Here is a 24,013-nt window from a genome sequence, read left to right as displayed (position 1 = left end):
CACCGCTGGACATTTGCATGGTAGGCGAAGAAGCTGATCGGCTAGAATCTCCCGAGGACAACAAGGACCTCAATTAGATCTCGCGTGGGAGACACTCACTATGGCTCGTTCTGGCACTGATACCCCCCGTCTAGTGGAGCTCGCGGAGAAGTTGGCCGCTGACATCGAAGACCGCAACCTCAAACCAGGCGATCGATATCTCACCACGGTCGATGCGTCGAAACTGCTGGGCGTCAGCAACGGGCTCGCCAATCGAGCCCTGCAACTGCTCGAGCGCCGGCAGATCATCACCCGCCAGCAACGCAGCGGGGCCTTTATCGCCAATTTGCCGGGCGAGCTTTCCCTTCCGCCTCTACGGCGAGTGCACTTTCTGGTCCATCAAAACTACCTGGCGTCCGAGGGAATCGGCAACGACATGGTGCTGCTGGGCATGCAGGAAGAACTGCCCGGCGTGCACGTGCAAATCAGTTTTCTCCCGCAGGAGAACGCGGACGGATTTGTGGCCGACCTGATCGACCACTCCCTGACCGCCAAAGCGCGGGATGGCTTTATCCTGGTGCGAGCTCCCTTCGAGGTACATCAACTGGTGAGCAACAGTGGAGTTCCCGCGCTCGTTTACGGTGGAATCTACCCGGGGATTACGCGACTCACTCGACTGGACCGCGATATGGCCAGTATCGGCTACCTCGCAACCGACTACCTACTTGCTCAGGGTCACAAGAAAATCGCCTTGCTCACCAGGCAGGAAACACTTCCCGGGGATCACGATACCCTGGATGCGATTCGCCGCCGCTTGACAGAATCGAAGCTTGATCCCGATGCCTTGTACGAACGGTTCCTGCCGCCTGCGACAATTGTCTGCGAGGCCGCGGTTCAGCGACTACTGAATCAAACGAATCCGCCCACCGGTTTCGTGTGCAGAACCATTCGCATGGCAAATGCCGTGAAGGAAGTGGCCACGAAGCGAAAGATGCTGCCAAAGACAGATACCGTCTTGTGCGATAGCTACCTGCCAGCGAACCAAGCGCCCCAGCATGTGTATTTGCGGCCCCTCTATTCCTCCGAAGAACAGGGGAAGCACATGGCGCGAATGCTGGCGGCGATGGCGCGTGGCGAGGTGGTTCCCGATGAGATCATTCCAGTCAAGCTGGATACAACGGCCAAGTAGTTGGCGCTACGCCCATGATGGAAGCCAGGCCAACCGCTGCGAACTGGAATGCCGGCGCCCGTCCCCATGCGCTGCAACGAGAGATAGAGGAGCGTGTCTTAGTCCGATTCTGGTGATGTCGACTAGTCGAACTAGTCAAGGTGAAGGTGGGTCGCTTGAAAATCACAGATGTTCGCTGCGTGCTCTTGAGTGCACCCTATGCTACGCCCGACGACGCAGAGCGGGTTTTCCATCTCCAGACCGGCTATCGGCCTGCCGGACTCATTCGGGTGGAAGCGTCCGATGGATCGTTCGGCCTGGGGGAGGTGTACTCCGGAGTCTATGCTCCCGAAACGGTCGCCGCACTAACCCAGCAACTGGGTGAGGCGATCGAGGGCCAGGACCCTCGCCGCCCTGCTGCCCTGTGGGATCGCATGCGTTTGGCCAGCTATTACTGGGGCCGCCTGGGCATCTCGCAAAGTGTGTTGGGTGGAATCGAAATGGCTCTGTGGGATCTGTATGGCAAGTCGCTCGGGGTGCCGGTTTGCGACCTTCTGGGAGGTTGCCAACACGACTCCCTGCTGGCCTACGCCAGCGGGGGCAACAACAAGCCCGAAGCGGAACTGCGGGCAGAAATGCACGGTTATGTGCAAGACGGCTTTCGCGCAGTGAAGATCCGCATCAACAATCTCGCAAGCATGGACCAGATCGTCGAGAAGGTCGCTATCTGCCGCGAAGCGTTGGGGAGCGGCGTTGGACTGGCCGTCGATGCGGCGCAGGGACTGGCGCAGCGCCCCTGGACGGTGAAGCAAGCGATCTCCGTCGCCCATGCAATCGAGCAGTTCGACCTGATGTGGATCGAAGAACCCGCGGAAGTGTCCAACTACGAAGGCTTCGCCCAGATACGCAGGAACATTTCCATTCCGGTCGCCGGGGGCGAAACGGTCACGAGCCTTACCGAAGCGAAGTGTTACCTAAACGCGGACGCCTTGGATCTGTTCCAACCGGACGCGTCACTCATTGGCGGGCTGACCGTATTCCGCAGACTTGCCGACTTATGCGACACCCGTCACCTGCCAGTGGCCGTTCACACCTGGTGCGCGGGCGTGGGCATCATGGGCAACTATCACGCCGCTTTTGCATCGCGAAACTGTTCGATTGTCGAACTGCCCACCGTTCCTAACCCGCTTCGAGAGGTCGTTCTGCAGCATCCGCTAAAGATGCATGAAGGAAGAATTGCCGCCCCCCAAGGCGCCGGACTGGGAGTCGTCGCCCCTGACGACCTCGAATCGAGTTTTCCCTATCGGCCGGGATCGTATTACAAGATCCTCGGTGCGATCGATCAGCCCCAGACGAGTCAACGCGAGCCGCAGCCATGAATGACATCCAGGAAGCAGCGGACATCTATGGCCTGTGGGCGGCCATTCCGATGCCGTGGACAGCCGACCAGCAACTCAACGAGCCGATGTTGCAGCGCAACCTGAAGCGGCTGGCTGAGGTGGGCTGCGACGGCATCTACAGTACCGATAGCGATGGCGAGTTTTATGCGTTGGAGCTCGATGAATTCCAGAAGTTCGTGGCCGCGTTCGCACGCTTCATGACACCATTGGATTGCCGCGCTCAGATGGGGGTCACCTGGACTAATACTCGCGGAATCATCGATCGCATCAAAGTCTGCCTGGATCACGGCATCACTACCGTGCATGTGTGTTATCCGTACTGGATGCCCCTGGCGCCCGACGACATCTGGCACTTCTGGAACGATCTTGCCGAAGCGGCCCCGGCGGCCCGGTGGGTGCACTACAACACTCCTCGGGGGCACGTGGTGATGAACGGAAGCCAGTACAAGAGGCTGGCCAGCGAGTTCCCCGACCAGTTCGTGGGAACGAAGCTGGCGACCCAGAATGTGGTCGAGCTGTGCGACGTGCTGGGCACCACTCCTCACCTGGCTCACATGGTGACCGACTTTGTCACCGTGCCCGCCATGTTGCTCGGCGCGCGGGGAACCTACAGCTTCTGGGTGAACACCCTGCCGGAATGGCAACGGCGTCTTGTCGACCTCTGCCAGATTGGATCTTGGGAGCAAGCGATGCCCATGCAAGCCAAGATGAATCGCTGGGAACTGGAGTGCATTGATCCCCTGGTGCGGCGTGGCTACCTGCACGGCATCGTTGGCAAAGCCCGGGGGGCTGCTTCGGGCTTCTTGGAAGACGACGGTTACACTCGATCGCCCTACCACCCTGTGCCAGAGTCGGACACACGAACTCTCACCGATCAATTTCAGCAATGGTGGCGAGACGAGCTGGCGCAGGAAACCTGGAAGCAGGCCTCACTCTAACGCGGCAGCATCAGGCGGGCGGCACCAACCAGGGTCGCCATACAGTATGCAACACACCGCCAGAAGCGATACGTTACTTCTTCTTTTTCGAGCTCAGATCGAAGTCCAGCGACTTGGTACTCGCTTCGACGCTACGCGTCAATTCGCTGTCGGTATTGAACCTGGCCGGGAGGTACTGCTCCGTGGGCCCACCTTCGCGGGCGATCTCCTCTGGCACCGACCCTTTTTGGGACCGGTAGGCCATGATCTCGACCCGATGCTTACCGACCGGCACTCCATCGCGGTACTTGGCCTCGTACGTTCCGTTAACAATCGGACTACCAGACACCGGGCCCTGCGTGCCTTCGATGGGAAAGAAGCGTATCTCGCCATTGGAAATCGGCTGGCCATCGTACTTGACGGACCCTGAGACAATGACCTTCTGCAGTCCAGTCGACTCGCGGCAACCAGCCAGCGGCAAGGCTGCCAGGCAGGCCAAGAGGCACATAAACTTCGTTGGCGTCGAGTATCGTCGCATTACACCGTTCAACTTACACACCTGTCAATTTCAGTACTGATGAGTCAGAGAACCTGACTACTAATAAGCTGGGGGGCACCGCTAGCCGTATGGAAATACCGTGTGAGGTGGCGTGACTACTGGGTTGTTTCAACTCAATCACGCCACACTCACATTCCAGCCACCCTAGCGAATCGGGCCGCCGTTGCCACCAGGCTTTCTCGGCGGATAGTGATTCACACCGGTAGCAGTTCCCTGTTCGACATTGATGACTTCACCATCGGCTCTGGTGGCCCAAGCAAATAGGACGTCTTGATTGATGTCCTCGTTGATGAACTGAGTGCTGCCATCGGTAAACAGCAGGTGGGCCCCGCCTGGGTGATAGCTGGATAGACCGTTCTCGCGTGAGAATTCCTCATGCCGGTTCTCGCCACCACCACCGAAAGGATCCAAACCGTCGTCGCGTCCACCGGGAAGCGTACCGGGACCATTAATGCCCTCGTACACATCAGAGATGGCGCGAGTCACCCAAGTGGCGCCAACCCACACCGGCTCACCGTTGGCATCGAAGCCGCGCCCCGACGTGATCTCGCCGACAGCAACCGTGTGCGACGTGCCGTCGGTCACCTTGCCGACAGAGACCTTGCTGTAGTTGAACATCACGCCACGGCCGATGTAGTGAGGCTGGTACTGCCAACAGTGTGCCTCCACGCTGTCGCCGATGGCTACCATGTTGGAGAGTCGCCAATCGAAACCTGGAGCACCATAGTGGTCCCGACCCGAGCAGCAGTCGACCCACTTGTCTTCGTTCATCTCGCTCGGACAAACGAAGCCCGGCACCAATTGCTCGGAAGCAACCCAATTGGCCCCGTTGTAGACGTTCTCCGACCCGTCCAGCACCAACATGTCGTATATAGCTTGTTGCTCCAGGAAGGGCAGGATAAAGGCCCCCCAGCCGAAGCCCGCATTACCCGGCACCAGGCCCGGGCAAGCGTTTTCGTCGTTCTGGGCGGTGAACTTCGTGCCTGCTGGAAACGCTTTGTGCGTGCTATGGAAGTTGTGCAGTGCGATACCAATCTGCTTGAAATTGTTTTGGCACGCCGTGCGCCTGGCCGCTTCGCGGGCCGACTGCACGGCCGGTAACAACAGTGCTACCAGGATGCCGATAATCGCGATCACCACTAACAGTTCCACCAGCGTGAATCCGTTACCGCTCTTCCCTACATCTACCTTCCGCATAACTTTTCTCCACATAGGTCGCGCAGATCGCCTGGTTCACGCATCGCGCGAACGAGAACCTCTGTTTGAACGATTAAGAGTTACTAGTCCTAATACTGTTCCGAGTAGCAACACCAAGACGCTGCTCGGTTCGGGTACGGTTGTTCCGCCAACAATTGCATCCAGGCTTATGTTGCCAAACCCTGCCAGGAGTAGCTCATCGCGGAGAATAATGGCGTCATACACATCGGTCAGGCCATCCAGGTTGAGGTCGCCCTGCTGCCGCGTGCCCCAGTCGCCCGTAGGCTCGTTGTCAACAAGATTGGTGCTGCCCCAATAGGACTGGAACGCCGCGATATCGTCGGCATCCACGGTGCCATCCAAGTCGACGTCGCCGTCGCTCAAGGTGCCAATGCCCAGGTTGGTGATCGCGCTGGCAATGTAATCGTTATCTTCCAACAACGAGAACGAACCCCAGTCCTGGCCGTCGGCGTTCAGGCCACTCATGCCGTTGCTGCCTCCGGCCACGCCGTCTTCACCAAGGTGGTAGCTGTTGTCACCCCACAGGAAGATCTCGATATTGTCCAACACGCCGGTGTAGAAGCCATCGTCACCAGCCAGATTGCTGCCGACCGACAAGGAATCGCTGTTGATCTCGGGGAGTTGGTATTGATCTGTCGATTTTACGGCGATGCCGTTGACGTACAGGATTCCCTTCTGGGCCGAGTGACCACCCTCGAAATCGACGGCGCCCCCTACCTGCATGACATGTACCCAACCGTTAGCATCCACGGTGTCTGCCACGGCCACATCAGAGGCTCCACCACCGTCGAATTGCAGTCCCCAAGTCCCTTCACTTGAAATGAAGATCCCCTGTTCGGAGGTATCAATCACGACATCCTGGCGGACTCCGGCCGACAAGGCGGTTGGATCCGGCTGGGCCCATAGTTGGATACCGTGTGCGTTGATGCCGCTGTAGTTCAAGGGAAAGAACTGGCCCGATTGCGGATCGAAGAAATCCGTATTTTTCCAGAAGTTGTTGGGAAGGTTCAGGCTGGTCGGGGTGTGAAGATAGCTGGCTCCATCGAAATTGGCACCAAAATCATTCGCACCGGCACCGGGCCGAGTCGAAACGCTCGTATAGGTGGCTCCATTCACGATGAGATCTTGCCCCGATCCGGTTCCATCGTAGGCGTCGTCTCCCGTGACGGTATTCGCCCCAAAGACGAATCCCATGGCGGCCCCTTCGGAGATGGAAGCCCCAAACGAGACGTCCGTCGATCCGGGATCGCCGAAGAGGTACTGTCGATCGTTCTTCGTCGCGTGTGCGACGTTACAGGTCAGCACGAACAGGACCACCAACGCGGCGCCTTTGCCTAACCCCTTGCGCCAGCGTGGCGACTTCACCACGAGCAGGCCCATCGCGGAGATGGCGATGATGGCAATCGATGCCGGTTCCGGAACGGCCGCCCCATTGGCTGCCGCCAGCGGCGAGATCGAGTCTCCGAAGTGCTCCTTCCATACCTGGTAGTCACCAGCATCCACGCCATTCAGGCCGTCGCCGGCGCCATTGATTGCCGATTCGTCCGCGGCGCCAAGGTTGTTGCGCCACACGGTATAGTCGGCGATGTCTACCTTGTTATCGCCATTGAAATCGCCGGCTAGTCCGCCGGGTCCATCGAAGAAAACGACACGGGCTTTCTGGAAGGTGCCTTCGGAGTCGCCGTAAAGATGCAACGATAGCTCCAGGTCCTCCACGCCCACCGAAGTGTTGAACAGAGTTCCCAAGGGAATGCTGGCACCGTCGGGGATTGTCGAACCGGTGAGCGAGAACGCTCCCTCAGAGACGAGCGTTGGATCCGCATCCAACTGAGTCCAGGCACCACCGTCATAATTCTGGCCATCGAGCGAAGTGTAAGACCCGGAATTGATGGAGCCCATTTCGCTGGAGATGGTGTACGCGTCAAGAACGTAGTCGACACCGGTGTCGTTAGTCAGCGTGGCAGTGCCGTTGTTACGGTTGATGGATATCTCGAGGGCCTTCAGATAATCGTCCGCCAGACCATCAGCCACATCGCTGTGATCGTCGGTGTCGTTGTAGAGCAGAAGGTCGCCCATCTGGCCATAGATCCGACCTCCACTGCCACTAGAATCGGCAATCACTCGCCAGCGGTCGGGAGCCAAGGCTGCCGTTTCGGCGGCGGCTGTATTGCTGAGTGTTGCGCCCGTCACGGTCTCCACGTTCAGAGTGGCCGTTGCAGCGGCACCATTCCACGTGTACGAAGCAATAAACCATTCGTCCAGTCCAACAGGAACCGCAGCGTTGGTCGATTGCTTGGCAATTCCCTCGAGCATGCCATTCGAATAGTTGTATCGCAGGGCGAAGCCATCGACCGCGTTGCTGCCACCGCCGGTGGGGGCGTCGTCGCGGAAGTCGAAAAAGTAACCAGTGCCGCTGCCGGCCGAGCTGATTTGCCCCGCGACGATAGCCGTGATGGTGTTTGTATCGAAGTTGGTGCCGATACCATCGGTGTTGGCCGAAGCGCCGGTCCGCCCCAACATCGATCCATTGGCCGTAGGAGCCCAGACGGTGCCTAGAGTGGGGTGAGCGACAATGGGTGGACGCACGGCGAGATTGCTTGCGCTTCCTTCCAAATCCACAAACCCGTCGCCCGCACCAGCGGCACCGTAGTTCTCAGCACGTACGTCGCTGATGAATCCTACGGTGTCGCCAATTTGGGCTGGTACCGTACCGCCGCTGGTACTGCCATCGGAGAATTGGCTCTCCAACACGTTGGGATCGAGGTACACGACGAGTTCCGCACGCGCAGAATTCGCTGCAACACCTAAGCAAACCACAAACAACAGAGCCGATATCGCAAAACTGTTCCGAGTTTTGACCTGAAGAAGCCTCGATTTACCGAACAACAAGACCCCCGCGAACAGCGTCAACATGACACAAGTTGAAGGTTCGGGAACTTGCGAACCAGCAAACTGTAAAGCACCCGCACCGGGATTCGCCGCGGCGTAAGCATTGTTGAGAAGGATAAAGTCTTGGAGATTGACGGTGCCGTCCACATTCAAATCCCCCAAACCATACCGTTGTGGGTCCGAACTCATCACGGATGTATCGGCGCCATAGTTTGGCAAGAACTCGTTCGTGAAGTCGTCCTGATCAACGTCGCCATCGAAGTCGAGGTCACCAAAGGTAAGTGGCTCGCCGCCGTTGCCGGTAAATACAACATTCAGCGGCATCACACTACCATTGTCGAATACGATGCTCGCCTCAATGTCTTCTTCAAAGTATTGAATCCACGCATTACCCAGGCTGGTACTGGTGCCAGGCAAGAAGTCCGCACCATTGGAGGAACCACCGTTCTGCTCAAACTCCATCTCCGTCAAGTCAGTTCGCAAAGCGGAGTCGGACAGTTTGGTCCAGTTGTTGTCGGGATCGACCTGGTTCGCGCCCGGGTGATCAGCGTCGTAGTTGTCGGCTATGGATGTCCAAAAGGTAGGATCGAGCGTCTGTGCTTCAGACGTAATTGAATAGCCGACGACATTGGTCACAGCACTGCCACCGCCGGGAACACTGATGGAGATCTCACCCGTGTTTCGGTTTACGATGAGCTCTGGAACGGTAATAAGATACTGTGCACCCAAAGCGGTAAAATCAGCGGAGTGGTCGTCCACATCGTTGTAGACCATGTAATCGCCCATGAACCCGACGTAGCCATTGCTGTTGTTGCTGTCAGCTCCCCAACGACTACGGTCGACATCGAGCGCGACATCCGATGCCGTGCCCGAATCGGAAGTGACGCCGGCCAACGTTTCAACCGATAGAGTGGCCGTGGTGTTAGGTCCATCCCATACGAGCGATGCCGTGAACCACTTGCCGGTATCGACTGGCACAGAAGCCACGACCTCTTGCTTAACCATGCCTTCAAGCACGCCTGTGCTGTGGTCGTATCGCAGAGCAAGTCCATCCGACTCATTCGACCCACCACCGATCGCGGCATCGTCACGGAAATCGAAAAGGTAGTCGGCGCCGGCGCCGAAGTTGGCGGTATTGGCCGCCACCAAGACCGTAGCCGTATTTGTATCCATATTTTCGCCCCATCCGTCAGCCAAGGCATTGGGACCAGGGTCGAAGGTCAGCAAGTTTCCATTACCCTCCAGAAACTCGATCACGTTACCAGCCGTAGGATGACTGGCAAGCACAGGCCGCGCCACGCCTTGCTGCCCATCGATGTAAGTGTCAGGCCCATTGTCGGGATCAGGCGTGGGGCTGCTGGGCACTCTCGTATCCATAATCCAACCGACCGGATCGCCTGGATTGACCGCCGGCGCCGTGCCGTATCGATTGTCCTCGTAGCCATTCTGAAAGGTGGTACGCGTGTCGTTGGGATCAAAATGCAACAGCAATACGGCCGATGCCATCGGGGCACAGCACAGGGCGAACACCCCGTACGCGACGCTCATCAGCAGCGGGCGAAGGGATTCCGGTCGACGAGAGAGGGCAGACATGGATGGATCCTCAATAAAACGAAGACTAGCAAGTAACAAGCTGACCGAGTGCCGTGGATTGCACAGCACGAAAAAATCAAACTCTAGGGATCACTCAATGAAGCACGTGTTGAAACTTTACTGCCGAGCAGGTAGCAACTACTCAGGGCGCCCAGCAGCAATGTGGATGGCTCGGGAACCGGTCGCATCAACGCTTCCAGTCCACTGGTCGACACACCGGCTTGAAGCAAGTGTCGTCGCAACAAGGCGGCATCCGAAACGTCTTGTCGATTGTCAAAATTCAAATCGCCATTCAGGTAGTTGTCCGCGCCGCCCAGAAACTCTTTGTCGGAGACGGGCGACCATACACTGATGAAGTGATTCAAGTCGTCGATATTCACCACACCGTCTTGGTTTACATCGCCATCGATTCCGTTGAACCCGATCGGGTCCAAATCGTCGAAGGCCATATAGCCGAATAGAATCTGTTCGTACAGCGAGTCGCCCGCTTCCCAAAGGACGCCAAAGTGATCGCTGTCGATGGCTACCAGATCCGAGTAAGCCGATGGCCCAGCATGGATGAGCGTGTGCTTCACCCAGGTGGCACTCTCGTCGAAGCTGACACGGATGGTCATGTCGTTGCGACTACCGGCCTGTCCAGGTCCTGAATACAGCAACACATTTTCGGAATCGCCCATGTCGGTCGCACGCAACCGCATGACTGAGTTTTGGACTACGGGCGTGACAAACTCTGGAGCGGGGGTAAAGGGCTCGTCGTAGCTCGCACCACCATCGCTGCTGTACGCGACAGCGCGGTTGCCTGGTGCCGAGCCGTTTTGATCGCGAGCGTTAAAGTACACCCGGCCATCGACCAGTTCGACAGCCGTGTTCTCGTTCGGTCGAACCGAGTCGGTCGAATCGCGGGTATCGATGGCTCCCAACTCCCACGTGGCTCCGTGGTCGTCGCTGTAGACGACGTGTGCGCCCCAGCCCCCGGCGCGATGATCGGAGGGGACAATCAGCCGCCCCCGGCTCTCGCCGCGTGTTAGCTGGATGCCGTGAACCGGTCCGGTCGCGTACCACCCCCACGAATCGAGTTTCACGTCGGGGGTTATCTCGCGCGCCCGACCAGCGTTGTCCAATCGCCATGTCGCTCCATGGTCGTCGCTGTAAGTTACAAACACCCGGTCGTTTTCCAAGGTGAATGGCATCCAGATACGCCCTGGATGGAGCGGATCGAGATGATCGACCACAGGCGACTGGTTTCCCGCAGTCACGTCCGTCGTGGGTAGGCCATCCCAACCACGGTAGCGATCGTTTTCGATCACCACTTGCAGCTGCCCCCAGCTATCGCCATTGTCGGACGACCGCTTCATCACGATGTCGATCTCGCTGGCATCGCCACCCGAGCGGGCCTCGGCGAAGGCTAACAGATCTCCATTGGCCGCTTTCACAATCGTGGGTATGCGGTAAATGTTGTAGCCTTCCTGGCCACTCTCGAAGACGAGACGTTTGACAATTTCCGCGCGAATGTTAGTAGCGCCTACCAACAGCGCTGCGGCCACCGCCAGCAGACTCAAGAGTTGTGTATTGACAAATCGCATTCCAGCCTGACTCCGCCACTATGTTATTCTCTGATCCGTTGTTCACTGTCCGAATGAACCCCGCCGGGTCAGCCCTGCTCGCGAGCAGGGCCAACCTGACGAGTGCTGCCCTCGATGCCTAATACTCTACTTCTGACTTCCTCCCTCGCTTTGTCACCACACCGGCAGCCGCCAAAGCGAAGACTGCCAACAGTGCGGAAGAGGGTTCTGGCACCACTCGCAGAAACTCACCTGGCATGAGAGCTCCGCGGGTAATACGAACTTCATCAATGTCGCCAATGAACCTTCGCGTATTGCTGTCAGCAAAGTCGCCGATCACCAACGGGTTGGTATCACCATTGAGCGGAGCGGCGAACTGGGCAGGAGCTGTGTCCATATCCACGAGTACGCCATTGATATACAACCGAATTTCCTCCGCTGCCGGCTCGTATACGCCCGCCACGTGTGTCCACTCGCCAGTGTTAGCAACTTCGCCTTCCGCATCATCGGACTGCACGTCGACGCTGCCGACTCCACCGCTGTCGTTTAGGAACCAGCGTACTTCGCCGTCCTGCAAACGCATCCAGGTCTCCCCAGCGTTCCCGTTCATGGATACCAGCGTAAGTATGCCAGGGGCGTCCGTGCGGAAGATGGCCTCGACCGTAAATCCCTCTCCGGGAAGGACGTACAGATCTTCGTCCTTGGCAATCTCGATGCGATGATCGGCGTAGTCGTCGTCTGCGAAGTGCAGTGCGGAGCCATCGAGTCCCGCGACGTAGCTCAGCGGCGACATGACGGTGCCATCGTGGTTGCCCGTCTCGTCGATGATGGTGTCATTCGCGTTGGCGGGACTTCCGGGGGCCTGATCATTGAATTTGTATTGGGCGATGGTTCCGTTGGGACGAATGACGGGGCCCAAATCATCAGGCGACTCCGAGACGCCATTCTGCATCACGTCGCGGACCTGGCCGTAGGACAACACATTGTCATAGATAGCGAAGTTCGACATGCGACCATCGAGCCCCCACTGAACGCCACCACTGTCGCTATTCGACCCAATGGCCATGTTATTGAGCGCCGTGGCGGCATTGGTAATATTCCCCCACATCGGCGCATAGTTTTGTCCTACCAGAAGTCCGTCGACGTACAGTTTCGAGACTTCATTGTCGCCATCGATTGTCACGGCAAAGTGGTGCCAATTGGCATCGGCGATTCCTTCCTGGCTGAGGATTTTTTGGCCTTCACCGACAGGGTTGCCACCTTCGTCGCGGATGGCGTAAAAGATACGGTTTCCTTCCGACATGACGCGGGCTTCGGTGGAACCTACCGTGTTGTCGGAAAGCGTGAACAAGGCGTCGGCCGAAGCCACATTGTTCAGAAACCACCCCGTCACCGTACCGGAGGTCATGCTGCTGAATACGCCAACATGGTCCGAAAGATCGATGCTGGCGGCGGCGCCGCCGTCCAACTCCACCACCGTGGTACCGAGGGAACCGTCGACCACTCCCTGTGTGACACCAGAATCCGGCGTTCCATCATAAGCGTTTACATTTTCGGCTACACTTCCACTGCCGACGGCATCATCGAGTGGCCAATGGGCCACCAAGACAGCCGATGCTGGATTGCCAGCCAGGAAAATCAACGCACCGTACAACACAACCGCAATTCTGGACATCATGAAGCTCTCCGCCAAAAGACCCACATACACAACAAAGTACTTACGCGCTCATTTGCTATTCTTTATTGGCTGTTTTAACTGCACCGGAACAATGACATTGCGGGCATTGCTGCTCCAACCTTCGACCTGCGCCGACAGCAGCCGCGCGAGGTGTTGCCCTTGTTGCTCGTCATTCTCAACGGGCTGAGGATATGCAAAACGGCAAGCGCTGTTGCCGCCCGAGAAGAAGTCGCATACGGCGATATCGTACTTACTGGTGTCTCCACCAACTCGTCCGAGGGCCGCCTCGACGTTTTCGGCAATGCGAAGCGAACGACAAATCAAAGCAGTAGGTGCATTGGGCCGCTTCAACAACGAATGCAAATCGGCGACACAAGATTGCGAATCCGAAGGCAATCCTCGGATCAAGAGCGAATCTACTGCTTTGCCACTTTCGGCCAGCACACCCGCAATTGCCTCCATGGTGATATTGTCGCCCGGTAGCACCAGCTGACGATTCAAGTAGGCAAATCGTTGGTGCCCTCGCTTGAGCATCCATTTTGCCAACACTCCACCTACGGCATGCTGGTCGCGATCAAGACTCGCCAAACCATCGATGCCGGGATAGATGGCCCCGAACACGACTGCCGGCAAACCTGAACCCGCGACCAATCTTTGAGTTTCGCAACTGGCCCGCACCAGGACAAAGCCATCCGTAGAATCGGCGGCCAGGGCTTGAGCTATCAGTTGCTGCACCAGGCCGGTCTCGTCCCCTTGTGGGAGAAAGCTGATTTGTACGTGCACGCCGGGCAGTTCGCTCTGCATGCCCAGCAGGATCTGGTCGTTGCCCATTCCCTCGGTCCGCATATACAGCGGATGGACTAAGAAGTGCACCCGATGTAGCGGCCGCGCCTGGTTGTCGTCGGGAAGACCCAAGATGAACGCCCCGCGTCGCTGCTGACGTGAAATGATCCGACGTCGTTCGAGCAACTGCAGTGCGCGATTCGCCGCGGCAGTACTGACCCCCAAGTACTTCGAAGCTTCGGCCGTAGACAGGTACCGATCACCCGGCGCTAAGTCTCGCGACGTGATGTCCTCGATCAGTTGATTGGCCAAGTCCGCAATTTGCGGAGTGACAGATCCAGCCTTCTCAGGCATTGTTCTTACCTAAGATAAGAAGTGATTGAAAAGTCATGTCGACCGCCTCGACAATCGCATACTACCAAATAAATATCCCGGGTCAAGCAATAATTTCGAGCATTTCAGAAATTAGTTCAGAGGCGTAAATCTTGCTATTTCGGGATGAATTTGGACCATCCTGCGCCAGGCGCAGTGGACCGGCCTCGTTAGTTCCCCCCGTGCAGGGGGAACAAACTTAAAGGTTTTCGGGGATGGAAATGGTGATGTGAGGTACTCCTACTTCCCCCGCCCCAAGTTCCTTTTTCGCCGTTGGTAAATTCACCTTAGGTGCCTTCCACAACGGCCATTTAGCCTCCTCAGTAAATCAACTGGCTATGCATGGTCCGAGCAACACACCACGATGTTTCGCCACGTAGTAACCAAGGGCTATTTACGGTGGAGGTCGGGTCCTTGTGCCACGTTTTCCGCTGGCAACCACCTCCGATGCTCGTCCATGACACCCTGCCACTGCGGATCGCCGGCAAGGTTATTCCATTCGTGGGGATCGGCATGGTGATCGTACAGCTCTTCGGTTCCGTCCGCATAGCGAATGTATCGCCACCGCGAACTACGAACAGCGTGGTTGCCTGGCAAATAGGTCATCAGTGCGACCCGCTCGCCCGCCGAACTCTCCGGGTCTTTCAACAATCTGGAAATACTCTGGCCATCGGCTTGTTCGTCCTCCGGCAGACCACACTGCTCGAGCAACGTGGGATACAGGCACATCAGATCGATGGGCGTCGCGCATACCGAACCGGGCCTGGTGACTCCTGGTTGAACCACGATGAAGGGGATGTGTGTCGACTTCTCCCAAAGGGCAAATTTTTCGATATGCTCTTTCTCCCCAAGGTGAAAACCATGGTCCGACCACAGGACGATCACGGTGTTGTCGCGTCGCGGGCTTTGATCCAAGGCATCCAGAACTCGTCCAATCTGATCGTCGGCAAAGCGGGCGCAAGCCGCGTAGCTCTCGACGAAGCTGCGGTACGACCCGGGCAATCGATGGTCGAGCTCCGACATTCCCTGCCAGAACCACCGTTTCGATTTCATCAGCTTCTGAGCACCTTTGGGTAGATCGCTGACGTCGTCGTCTCCCAGCAGGGGCATCGTGACGTCCGCGTCCTGACCGTGGTATTGCTCAGGAGCAAAAAACGGAGAGTGTGGCTTGTAGATACCGCAGGCCAGGAAAAGCGGTTGGTCCCCCGGTGGATGCTTCAGCACATCCACACAGTAGCTAACTGTCTGATGGTCGATGGAATCTTCGACTTTTGGTGGCCAGACTCCCCAGTCGGTATTCTTCGATCCATACTCCGGCGCGTGATTCAGTTTCTCCGGAGGATAGAGTTGCGGCCTCATCGGTTGAAAGGCATCGAAAGAGGCCGTGTCGTGGAATGCCCCGTCGAGGTGGTGATGAAAGATCTTGCCGGCACCCTCGACATGATAACCGGCATCCATAAAGCGTTGCATAATCGTTTTGCGATCGCCCACGGCTCGTCGCCAATCGGTCTTGTTGCCATACACGCCTGTGGACGAGGGCCGCAAACCGGTCAATGCCGACACCCGTGAGGGATTGCACGCCGGCGACGCACAGTAAGCATGGGTGAACAGCGTCCCTCGCTCGGCCAGTCGGCGAAGATTCGGAAGCTCGATTGGCGACTCGGCATCGAGCAACGCGTTCCAATCGTTGAGATCGTCGACAACGATCATTAGGACATCGGGCCGAGCACGCGACGACTGGGCCACGCAAGGCGAAGTCAACAAGGCGCTGATACCGCAGACAAGCGTCCAGAGAGCGACCGTCGAACACACGCCGCTCTTTGTTCGACGGATCAGTTCGCCAAGTCGATAAAGCACGGGCACGTTGTCAAACTCCTCACAAAAGACTGTTCGCTGAAAGTGGTTCTTAGTCGCCCGTAAATTGGGGGCTATGCGACTCGGCGGGGTGGCGCCCTGGTACGATGTGGCTTCTAGCGGTTGTCTTTGTCGCCCAACAGCCGCTCAGGGTCGCATATGGCCAGGCAAATGCGACCGTAGCCGTCGGCTTCGTACAGGCACCCAATTCGCCCGTCGTCTAGCACGGCCAAACTGCTGTAGGCGCTCGAGCCACCGTAGAGCTCTTGGGCGACGGGCCAGGTTTCGCCGTCGTCAAAGCTGGCTCGCAACGTCATGTTCTCGCGTTTCGTCGGGTGAGCTGGATTGGCAAACAAAATAACGCCCGGCTGGCCGCCCTCCGGCCAACAATAGCGGCGGATGCTGGCCTGGCAGCGAGGTTCCACCAGCGACTTGTCGTGGCGCTGGCCGTACCAGGTGTCGCCGCCATCGTCGCTGAAAGCAATCTGCCGGGCTTTGATCGAACGATCGTAGTTGCGCATGTTTAACATCAGTCGATCTTCCGTGAGTTCGACCACCTCGCATTCGTTGACACCGGGTTCCGGGGCCGCCCCGCCCAACTGCCAAGTCGCGCCGTGATCGTCGGAGTAGATAACATGCGAGCGAAACTCCTCCGACTCGTCGGTGGGCAGCTTGTGGTCGCAGGCAATCACCATGCGACCCTTGTGCGGACCATGTTCGATCTGAATACCCGAGCCAGGACCGGTCGCGTACCAGGTCCACTCTTCCTCCTTTACGTCGGTCGTGATCTCACGAGGTGCGTCCCACGTCACGCCGTCGTCCTGCGACGAGGTGACAAACACACGCCGCGAGTCGGTCCCATACCCCGGCTCGATACCTCTCTCGCTCTGCTTGCCGGAGTTCCAGGTCATCAGCAGCCAGATGGTTCCCGTATCACGATCAACTACAGGACAGGGGTTGCCACAGGTGTTGTTCTCGTCGTCCCAGATCACGGCTTGCTGCGACCAGGTCTTTCCTTGGTCCGTCGACCGGCGAACCATCAGATCGATGTCGCCCGTATCCGAACCGCTGTTCTTGCGTCCTTCACAGATTGCCAGCAAGGTGCCGTCTTTGGTCGTCAAGAGCGAGGGAATGCGGTACGAACGGTACCCCTCCTGCCCACTGACAAATAGATCGGTCTCCACCGGTTGCGGCGGCTTCGCCTCCGCCTGGCACACGCCTCTAGACACACCGATCGTCAGCAGCACACACAAGCCAAGGGTTCGGGAAATTCGATTCATCACGGAAATCCTGTCGGACAGATGGTTGGTACTTAGAAATGACAGCCCATATCGAGGCATGTTGGATTGGTCGTTGCGAAGGCCCCGGCGGCTTCTGGGACGCACACACGTTAGCCGCGATCGCTGCAACGCTTTAAGGGCTTTCGGTGTTGGTACCGTCAGCTTCTGTTGGTTGTTTCAGGTACTGCAAACCATTGGGGACAAAGTCCTGTGGTTTAAAGCTGTTTTTGGGTCGGTAGTACGATGTCTGATCGACGCGCGGCAGTGTTTCCAAGAGCTGAGGGTCACCCAATTCTCGCATCAAGGGATCACGAGGATTGAAACGGTTCATCAGATAGATGCCATCCACGCCCGCCTGCCAGGCATTGTACGCCTCGCCGCGCCACAACTTGGCGTCGGTCTGCTTCGTATTCGCTTTGCCCTGCACCCGGCGCATTTCGAAGCATGCGTAAACAGGCACGTTGTATCGCTCGCCGGTGGCGGCCAGGTTCTCCCAGGGCTCCAGCTTGAAGTAGTCGGCCCCGGTGACAATGTCGACCAGGTCTTCTTCCAGCCAACGCTCCACGTCCAGTCCCATTGCCCGACAGTAGCCCATCGAATCGGGAATGCGGATTGCGATCAACAAGGGGCGGCCGCGTTGCCTCCCCACCCGCTCCGTCATTTGTCGTACCTTCCGCCACAGCTGAGTCATCTCGTCCATCTTCGCCTGTGGTACGGGCTTGCCCTGCAGCGGCTCGACGAAGTACAGCGGGTGTCGCCAGAAGTCCAATTCGATGCCATCCACGTCGTAGTTCGTACAGACTTCTTCAATCAAGTCGAACACTACCTGTCGCACTTCCGGCTTGTCGTATCGCATCGCCGACCAACTGCCTTTGCCCCGCTGGAAACTCGCGGGCAGGCCATCTTTCTGCGAGCCCATCAACAGCTGCGGGTGATTACGTTTCCAGTCGGTGATCAGCCAGGGCCAGTTCTTACTCGAATCGTGCCGATCGTTCATTCGCATCGACCAGAACACCTCTCGATCGTTTTGCCGACACCAGTTGACGATCATCTCCAGCGAGTCGGTGTCCATCTCATTGAACGCGGCAACCCACTGCTTTCCCGGAACATCTTGATGAATGCCCACGCCCGATTGCTCGGCAATCTTACTGCGATGGGTGTACAGCATCGGAACGCCGCTGCAGTAGAAGATCGTATCCACCTGCGAATCGGCTAAGTCGGATGTCCTCGAAGCGAGGAATCTCTCGACCGTAAAGGGAGCTTTGACTTTGTCGTTGCCGTCGTTGTTGAGAATGATTCGACGTTTGCGATGCTTGGCAATGTCGCGCGCCTCGCGCAACTGCGCGAGGGTAAGTTGGGGGGACTTGTTTACCAGGTCCTGCGACCAGGCGTCATTCCCCACGGAGCAGAGTAGCCCCACACAAACCAACAGTTTTGAGACGAGATGCGTGAGCACGGGCGCGAAAGTCACTCGTTGGTGTTCCATACCCGCAACCTCCCGGTCTCATCTCACCCGCTGGATGAAATCCCTGCGGCGAATTGCCGCGACCGCGTGACGCCTCCGCTGGCACGAGGCCAGGGGGATGCTGAGTGCTGGGCCGCGTGGTTTGGTCTTTCTGGACCGCAGGTCCCCGGAAAGCCTCACCGCCCGGCGGCCATTCTCCGGCGTGTCGGTTGGAAATTCGCCCGTTGATACAAGCTGGCTGTGGTGTTGCAAGCAACACGCAAACGCACTTCACGTCAGCATAGATAAATAAACTCCCATCAGCAATGTAATACTTCTCAATTTTCGGCATTATTCCAGCCGGCGAGAATCGCTGCCCTACGGATGTCGATGCGAGACCGATCCCCTGCGCCCAACGTGCCATTGCCGGCGGGACGATGGGTGCGCCTAACCTGTTGTGGCAATTAGAGTTAGCAACCTAGCTCATGGTGGCGTATTTGGCCGATAGGTCGCAGCGCTCAGGGCTCGAGCCGCGGAGAAAATCGAAGTCGCACCCTTTATCGGCCTGTAGGACATGCTGCAAGTAGAGCCGCAAATAGCCCCGCGGGGCGTCGATCGAGGGGGCCACCCAAGCCTCGCGGCGCCGGGTCAACTCCTCGTCCGACACTTCGAGCGTGAGCCGCCGGTGCGCGGCGTCGAGGTGAATGATGTCGCCCGGTTGCACCAAGCCGAGCGGGCCCCCTACGGCCGCTTCGGGCGATAGATGCAGGACGTTGGTTCCAAAGGAAGTGCCGCTCATGCGCGCATCGCTGATCCTTACAATGTCATGAACACCCTGCTCCAACAGCTTTTGCGGTATCGGCATGTGCCCCCATTCTGGCATGCCAGGTCCGCCAACTGGCCCGACGTTGCGAAGCACCAGCACGCTATCGGCCTGCACTTCGAAGTCCGGTTGGTGAATGCGGTCGAGCATATCTTCACGGCTGTCGAACACAATGGCCGGCCCTCGATGGCAGAGCAGCTTCTGGCTCGCCGCCGACTGTTTCAGAATCGCACCGTTGGGACAGAGGTTGCCGCGGAGGACGATGGTGCCTCCCTCGGGGCACACTGGATTGTCAGTGGGGCGAATGACGTCGCGGTTGTACGTTTCGATTTCTTCGAGATTCTGCCCCACGGTCCTGCCATTGACCGTTCGTGCCTCCAGATGCAGCAAGTCGCGAATCTCATGCATCACCGCTGGCACTCCGCCGGCGTAGTAGAAGTCCTCCATCAGAAACTTTCCCGAGGGCATGATATTGGCAATCATCGGCGTCGTACGCGATAGGCGATCGATGTCATCGAGCCCGATCGGCAGCCCTAGTCGACCAGCGATGGCCAGCAAGTGGATGACCGCGTTGGTCGATCCACCGATGGCATGGTTGACGGTAATGGCATTCTCCAACGCCTGTTGGGTCAGGAGGCGGGAGGGCCGCAGGCCTTCTTTGGCCAGCTCCACGGCGCGTCGGCCCGTCTGTTGGGCGATGGCCATGCGGCGAGAGTCGACCGCGGGGATCGCAGCGCAGTGGGGCAGCGTGAGCCCCATGGCCTCGACCAGGCTGGTCATCGTGCTGGCCGTGCCCATGGTCATACAGTGCCCGTTGCTACGGGCCATGCAGCCTTCGATTTCGGAGAAAGCCGCTTTGGATAGCTGCCCTAACCGGCATTGATCCCAGTATTTCCAGACATCGGTACCCGACGCAACCTGGTTGCCTCGCCACTGCCCGCGAAGCATGGGACCACCAGTGAGCATGATGGCCGGCAGGTCGGCGCTGACGGCCCCCATCACTTGTGCCGGCGTGGTTTTGTCGCAACCGCACAGCAAGACGACGGAGTCGATTGGATGCGCAACAATCATTTCCTCCACGTCCATCGACATCAAATTGCGATAGAGCATTGTGGTCGGCTTGATAAATGGCTCACCCAGCGAGATGGTTGGAAACTCCGCCGGGATGCCCCCCGCCTCCCAAACGCCCCGTTTAACGGCTTCGGCCAACTCGCGAAAGTGGGAATTGCAGTTGTTCAGCTCGCTCCACGAATTACAGATTCCGACAATCGGCCGATCATGGTCGAAGGTATCTTCGGCGAATCCCTGCGACTTGAACCAGGCACGATGAGAAAACGGCGCCTGTCCATCACCACCAAACCACGCTGAGCTACGAAACTTCATCATGCACCTCCCAGAAGGTTACCGCGGCCGCCGGACGTTCGCCGCCGCGCGACAGTGTGGCCCAGCTGAATATGTGGAGTGAATACGGCCTGGCTGCCCGCCAACGCGGTTGACATCGCAGGCTTCTGCTAGAGTTCGATGGGGTTTAGCAATGGCCGCCCATCGCGAAACCGTTGCAGGTTGTCGACAAACAGGCCGCAAATGCGGTCGAATTCTCGCACCGATCGCCCTGCAGAATGCGGGGTGACCAGCACATTGTCCATCGCCCACAGGGGATGCTCGGGCGGCAAGGGTTCGTGCTGGAACACGTCGAGCCCTGCCCCGCCCAACTGTCCACTCCGCAAGGCTTCCACCAGGTCTGTTTCGTTCACAACGCTGCCGCGACCGACGTTGTACAGGATGGCTCCGCGCTTGAACGTATTGAACAGCGCGGCGTCGAACATGTTTGCATTGTCGCTAGTCGCCGGAAAGCTCAGCATCACGTGGTCGGACTGAGCAAACGCCTCGGCCATGTTGTCCCAGGCATAGGCGCCGTCGAGCAGGTTGGCCGGCATCCGCTCCGGATGACGTCCGACGCCAAGGACCCGCATGCCGACGCCTTTGCACCGGTGGGCGACCTCCGTGCCGATGCCCCCTACCCCCACGATGCAAATGGTGCTGTCCGTTACTTCTGGATAGCACGGAAGCCGCTGCCAGCGCCGCTCTGGCATGTCTCGAGCATGTTGCTGCAAGCCCCGGGCCAGGCAATAGATCATCGCCATGACGTGCTCGGCGATGGGGAGACAAAGCACCCGGCCCAAATTGCAGGCACGAAACTCTGCTTTGCTACCTAACCCCAGGTTTAGGTAGTCTTCGTACCCTACACTGGCGAGCTGCAGCAATTGAATCGACGAATCGGCCACCAAGTGCGGTTGGGGCCAGCCGATCAGGACTGTGGCTCCCTGCAAAGCTTGCCGATAGTGCTGCTCCGACAACCCCTGTTCGATACGAGCGAAGTACGCCCACCCGCGTGTTGCCTGCTGGATGAGTTCGATGTGCTGGTCCGAAAAGCTGTCTACCGCCACGACTACTTTGTGCATCGCCTACCTTCAGGTTCTGGATTCTGCTGCCATCCGATCCGCGCAACATCCATTCTCCGGCAGCATGTACCGAAACGGCAATGCCCCGCCGGGCGCAGAACGGACGCAAGCTGCAGCGGCCCCGCTTGCCATTCACCGTACAAGGCGGTGGCGGCTTCGCAAAGTCCGCCTATGACGAGGAATGATCCCTCAGGCTGTTTTCAGGAATTTGCGGGTCGGAAAACAAGATAAGGCGATCCAAGCACCGCCGCGCTCTGCGCCTGCCAGATTGAAGAATTCTGGAACGATTGGCAGGTCCACACTTCGCACGAGGCCCATGCAGTCGGGCCTACGTTCGTGTGCTGTCAGGTTGAGGGAGGCAATTTTACCGACATTAAATGTAGTACACCCGCGCAGCAATTTGCTCCGCGGGTGTACTCTGAAATATTTCTACCGTTCCCGACTGACTACGTTCCTTCGACGGTGCCTGCTGCGGGCATGCGGATGGGCTTTACCGGTCCTTCACCTTCCTCAATCTCCGGTGGAAGCATCCACACCGCCGACCCCTCTCGATCGGTGAAGTAAAGCCGACTTTCCGAGGGCTTGCGGGCATGGCCATCGGCCCAGAAGGCGAAGAAGTCGTCATCGGCGTTCACCGGTTTGCGGGGGTAGAGGTGGTTGTATTTGGAATCCTTGGTTAGCTGACGAACCATGTTCCAGTTCTGACCTTGATCGGTCGACTTCCACAATGCGATCTCCCCGCCGGTGTTGTACGCCTGCGGACCTGGTTGCGTATCCCCCAGCAGCAGCCAGTCGCCGTTGGGCAGGATGTCCAAAGATGCAAAGTCATAGTTGTTGTCGGCCGGCATGGCTTCCTGGAAATCCCACTCCTTGCCGGTCCAGCGGGCGGTGGTGAATGTCCGCGGATCGTTCTCGGGTCCCGATTCGTAGCCATCGCTAGTGAGATGAAGAATCACGGGGTGCCCTTCGGGCGTGAAGCGGAGGCACTTCATGTAGCAGAGTCGTCCCTCGGCCTGATAGTCCTTCACCAGCGCCGGATTGTCCCGGTCGGTAAGCGGCAGCGTGAGCTTCTCGCCCTGGACGTTGTGCCAGGTTTTGCCGCCGTCGTCGCTCTGGATGTAGTAGAGATTGGTCCGCCAGTTGAGCCCCTGGCCATCGGGGTGGAGATTGAACGCCGAGGCAATGGAGTTTTCGAATGGCTGGGTAACCTGGTAATGCCCTTGCTGGATATGGGCGAACTTGAGCGGCTCGCTCCATTGCTCGCCATCGGGACTGGTCATTACATGCAAGACGCGTTGCCCCTTGAGGTAACGGGTGTGCATGAACACGAAACCGTACTCGGGAAGGTACCACGGCTGCGTGTAGGAGAAGTTGGTCGTCAGTACGTGATCGAACTCGGAGATGTCGTACGGCCGCATAGAGCGATGAATGTACGACGGCCGCGAGGTGCCGTGCGCGGACGAAAAGATGAAAATGTACCCATCGTTGTCGATGCAGATGGTCGGATTGTCGTGAGCGTCCGAGGTCCGTTTGTCGAGCAGCACGCGCGGTCGAGCCACCATCTTGGTCTTGTGATCGAAGTAGCTGATCATATGCAGCAGCGTGTTCTGATCCTTGTAACGACCTCCCCACACGAAGAACGTCTTGTCCACTTCGGGACGATAGATGGCGATCGGGTGATGCTGGTGCGGATAGGTGGCTTTGCCGCCAGAGTACTTATACACGTACTCGTCGTTCGATTTCTGATTGGCGTACCAGATTCCGCGGAAGCCGTCGGTCGTGGGCAGCACACCATCGACGAACTCGGGATATTGCGGTTCCTCTCCGTGCTGCTTGTCGGCCTTCGTAGCGCCGGCGGCCTTGTTGCTGGCCGAGGTGGCCGTAGCTGGTTCGGCTCGCACGGTGCCGCCGGTGAAGCCCACTAGCAAACCGAGCGCCAATAGCGAATGCCACCGACGGGCACCCGTGAGGCGAAGGCCTCGAGCTGCGCGCATGTAATCGTAAGTCTTGTTGATAGCCATCAGATTTTTCC

The 24,013-nt window shown here is 58.2% G+C and carries 15 protein-coding genes; 3 read left to right on the top strand and 12 right to left on the bottom strand.

The window, feature by feature from the left end:
- Window positions 1-100 precede the first annotated feature (100 nt).
- The 3 genes from NG895_RS10170 to NG895_RS10160 all read left to right on the top strand — a co-directional run bounded on the left by NG895_RS10170 (window position 101) and on the right by NG895_RS10160 (window position 3,485).
- The gene (locus NG895_RS10170) at window positions 101-1,168 is read left to right on the top strand and encodes a GntR family transcriptional regulator (RefSeq protein ID WP_252852377.1); all 1,068 of its coding nucleotides are present in this window, start codon (window positions 101-103) and stop codon (window positions 1,166-1,168) included.
- Window positions 1,169-1,323: 155 nt separating this feature from the next.
- Window positions 1,324-2,526 (top strand): mandelate racemase/muconate lactonizing enzyme family protein, encoded by a 1,203-nt coding sequence (locus tag NG895_RS10165; RefSeq protein WP_252852376.1) that lies wholly within the window; start codon window positions 1,324-1,326, stop codon window positions 2,524-2,526.
- Window positions 2,523-3,485, top strand: a complete 963-nt coding sequence (locus tag NG895_RS10160) for a dihydrodipicolinate synthase family protein (RefSeq protein ID WP_252852375.1) — start codon at window positions 2,523-2,525, stop codon at window positions 3,483-3,485. The genes NG895_RS10165 and NG895_RS10160 overlap by 4 nt, the downstream gene beginning before the upstream one ends.
- Before the next feature lie 73 nt (window positions 3,486-3,558).
- On the opposite strand, the gene NG895_RS10155 is transcribed toward NG895_RS10160, so the two are convergent.
- The 12 genes from NG895_RS10155 to NG895_RS10100 form a co-directional block, all read right to left on the bottom strand.
- Window positions 3,559-4,002, bottom strand: a complete 444-nt coding sequence (locus NG895_RS10155) for a hypothetical protein (RefSeq protein WP_252852374.1) — start codon at window positions 4,000-4,002, stop codon at window positions 3,559-3,561.
- Between the two features lie 165 nt (window positions 4,003-4,167).
- The gene (locus NG895_RS10150) at window positions 4,168-5,220 is read right to left on the bottom strand and encodes a DUF1559 family PulG-like putative transporter (RefSeq protein ID WP_252852373.1); all 1,053 of its coding nucleotides are present in this window, start codon (window positions 5,218-5,220) and stop codon (window positions 4,168-4,170) included.
- Window positions 5,221-5,256: 36 nt separating this feature from the next.
- Entirely contained in the window at window positions 5,257-9,723 is a 4,467-nt protein-coding gene (locus NG895_RS10145; protein WP_252852372.1) for a LamG-like jellyroll fold domain-containing protein, read from the bottom strand.
- 83 nt (window positions 9,724-9,806) lie between these two features.
- On the bottom strand, window positions 9,807-11,306 hold the full coding sequence (locus NG895_RS10140; protein ID WP_252852371.1) for an exo-alpha-sialidase: 1,500 nt from the start codon (window positions 11,304-11,306) through the stop codon (window positions 9,807-9,809).
- Window positions 11,307-11,424: 118 nt separating this feature from the next.
- On the bottom strand, window positions 11,425-12,960 hold the full coding sequence (locus NG895_RS10135) for a LamG domain-containing protein (protein ID WP_252852370.1): 1,536 nt from the start codon (window positions 12,958-12,960) through the stop codon (window positions 11,425-11,427).
- A 51-nt stretch (window positions 12,961-13,011) separates the two neighbouring features.
- Window positions 13,012-14,100 (bottom strand): GntR family transcriptional regulator, encoded by a 1,089-nt coding sequence (locus tag NG895_RS10130; protein ID WP_252852369.1) that lies wholly within the window; start codon window positions 14,098-14,100, stop codon window positions 13,012-13,014.
- Window positions 14,101-14,508: 408 nt separating this feature from the next.
- On the bottom strand, window positions 14,509-15,981 hold the full coding sequence (locus NG895_RS10125) for a sulfatase (protein WP_252852368.1): 1,473 nt from the start codon (window positions 15,979-15,981) through the stop codon (window positions 14,509-14,511).
- A 107-nt stretch (window positions 15,982-16,088) separates the two neighbouring features.
- Complete coding sequence (locus NG895_RS10120; protein ID WP_252852367.1) at window positions 16,089-17,252, bottom strand: sialidase family protein; 1,164 nt, start codon at window positions 17,250-17,252, stop codon at window positions 16,089-16,091.
- A 133-nt stretch (window positions 17,253-17,385) separates the two neighbouring features.
- Entirely contained in the window at window positions 17,386-18,738 is a 1,353-nt protein-coding gene (locus NG895_RS10115) for a family 10 glycosylhydrolase (protein ID WP_252852366.1), read from the bottom strand.
- Window positions 18,739-19,174: 436 nt separating this feature from the next.
- Window positions 19,175-20,902: an IlvD/Edd family dehydratase gene (locus NG895_RS10110; RefSeq protein WP_252852365.1), complete on the bottom strand. Its 1,728-nt coding sequence runs from the start codon at window positions 20,900-20,902 to the stop codon at window positions 19,175-19,177.
- Window positions 20,903-21,030: 128 nt separating this feature from the next.
- Window positions 21,031-21,981, bottom strand: coding sequence for a D-2-hydroxyacid dehydrogenase (locus tag NG895_RS10105; protein ID WP_252852364.1), 951 nt, complete (start codon window positions 21,979-21,981; stop codon window positions 21,031-21,033).
- Window positions 21,982-22,427: 446 nt separating this feature from the next.
- The gene (locus NG895_RS10100) at window positions 22,428-24,002 is read right to left on the bottom strand and encodes a BNR-4 repeat-containing protein (RefSeq protein WP_252852363.1); all 1,575 of its coding nucleotides are present in this window, start codon (window positions 24,000-24,002) and stop codon (window positions 22,428-22,430) included.
- Window positions 24,003-24,013: the final 11 nt, after the last annotated feature.

The sequence above is a fragment of the Aeoliella straminimaris genome, from assembly GCF_024054565.1.
GTDB classification, from domain to species: Bacteria; Planctomycetota; Planctomycetia; order Pirellulales; family Lacipirellulaceae; genus Aeoliella; species Aeoliella straminimaris.
Note: the sequence above shows the minus strand (reverse complement) of the source record. Positions and strands in the feature narration are given on the sequence as shown.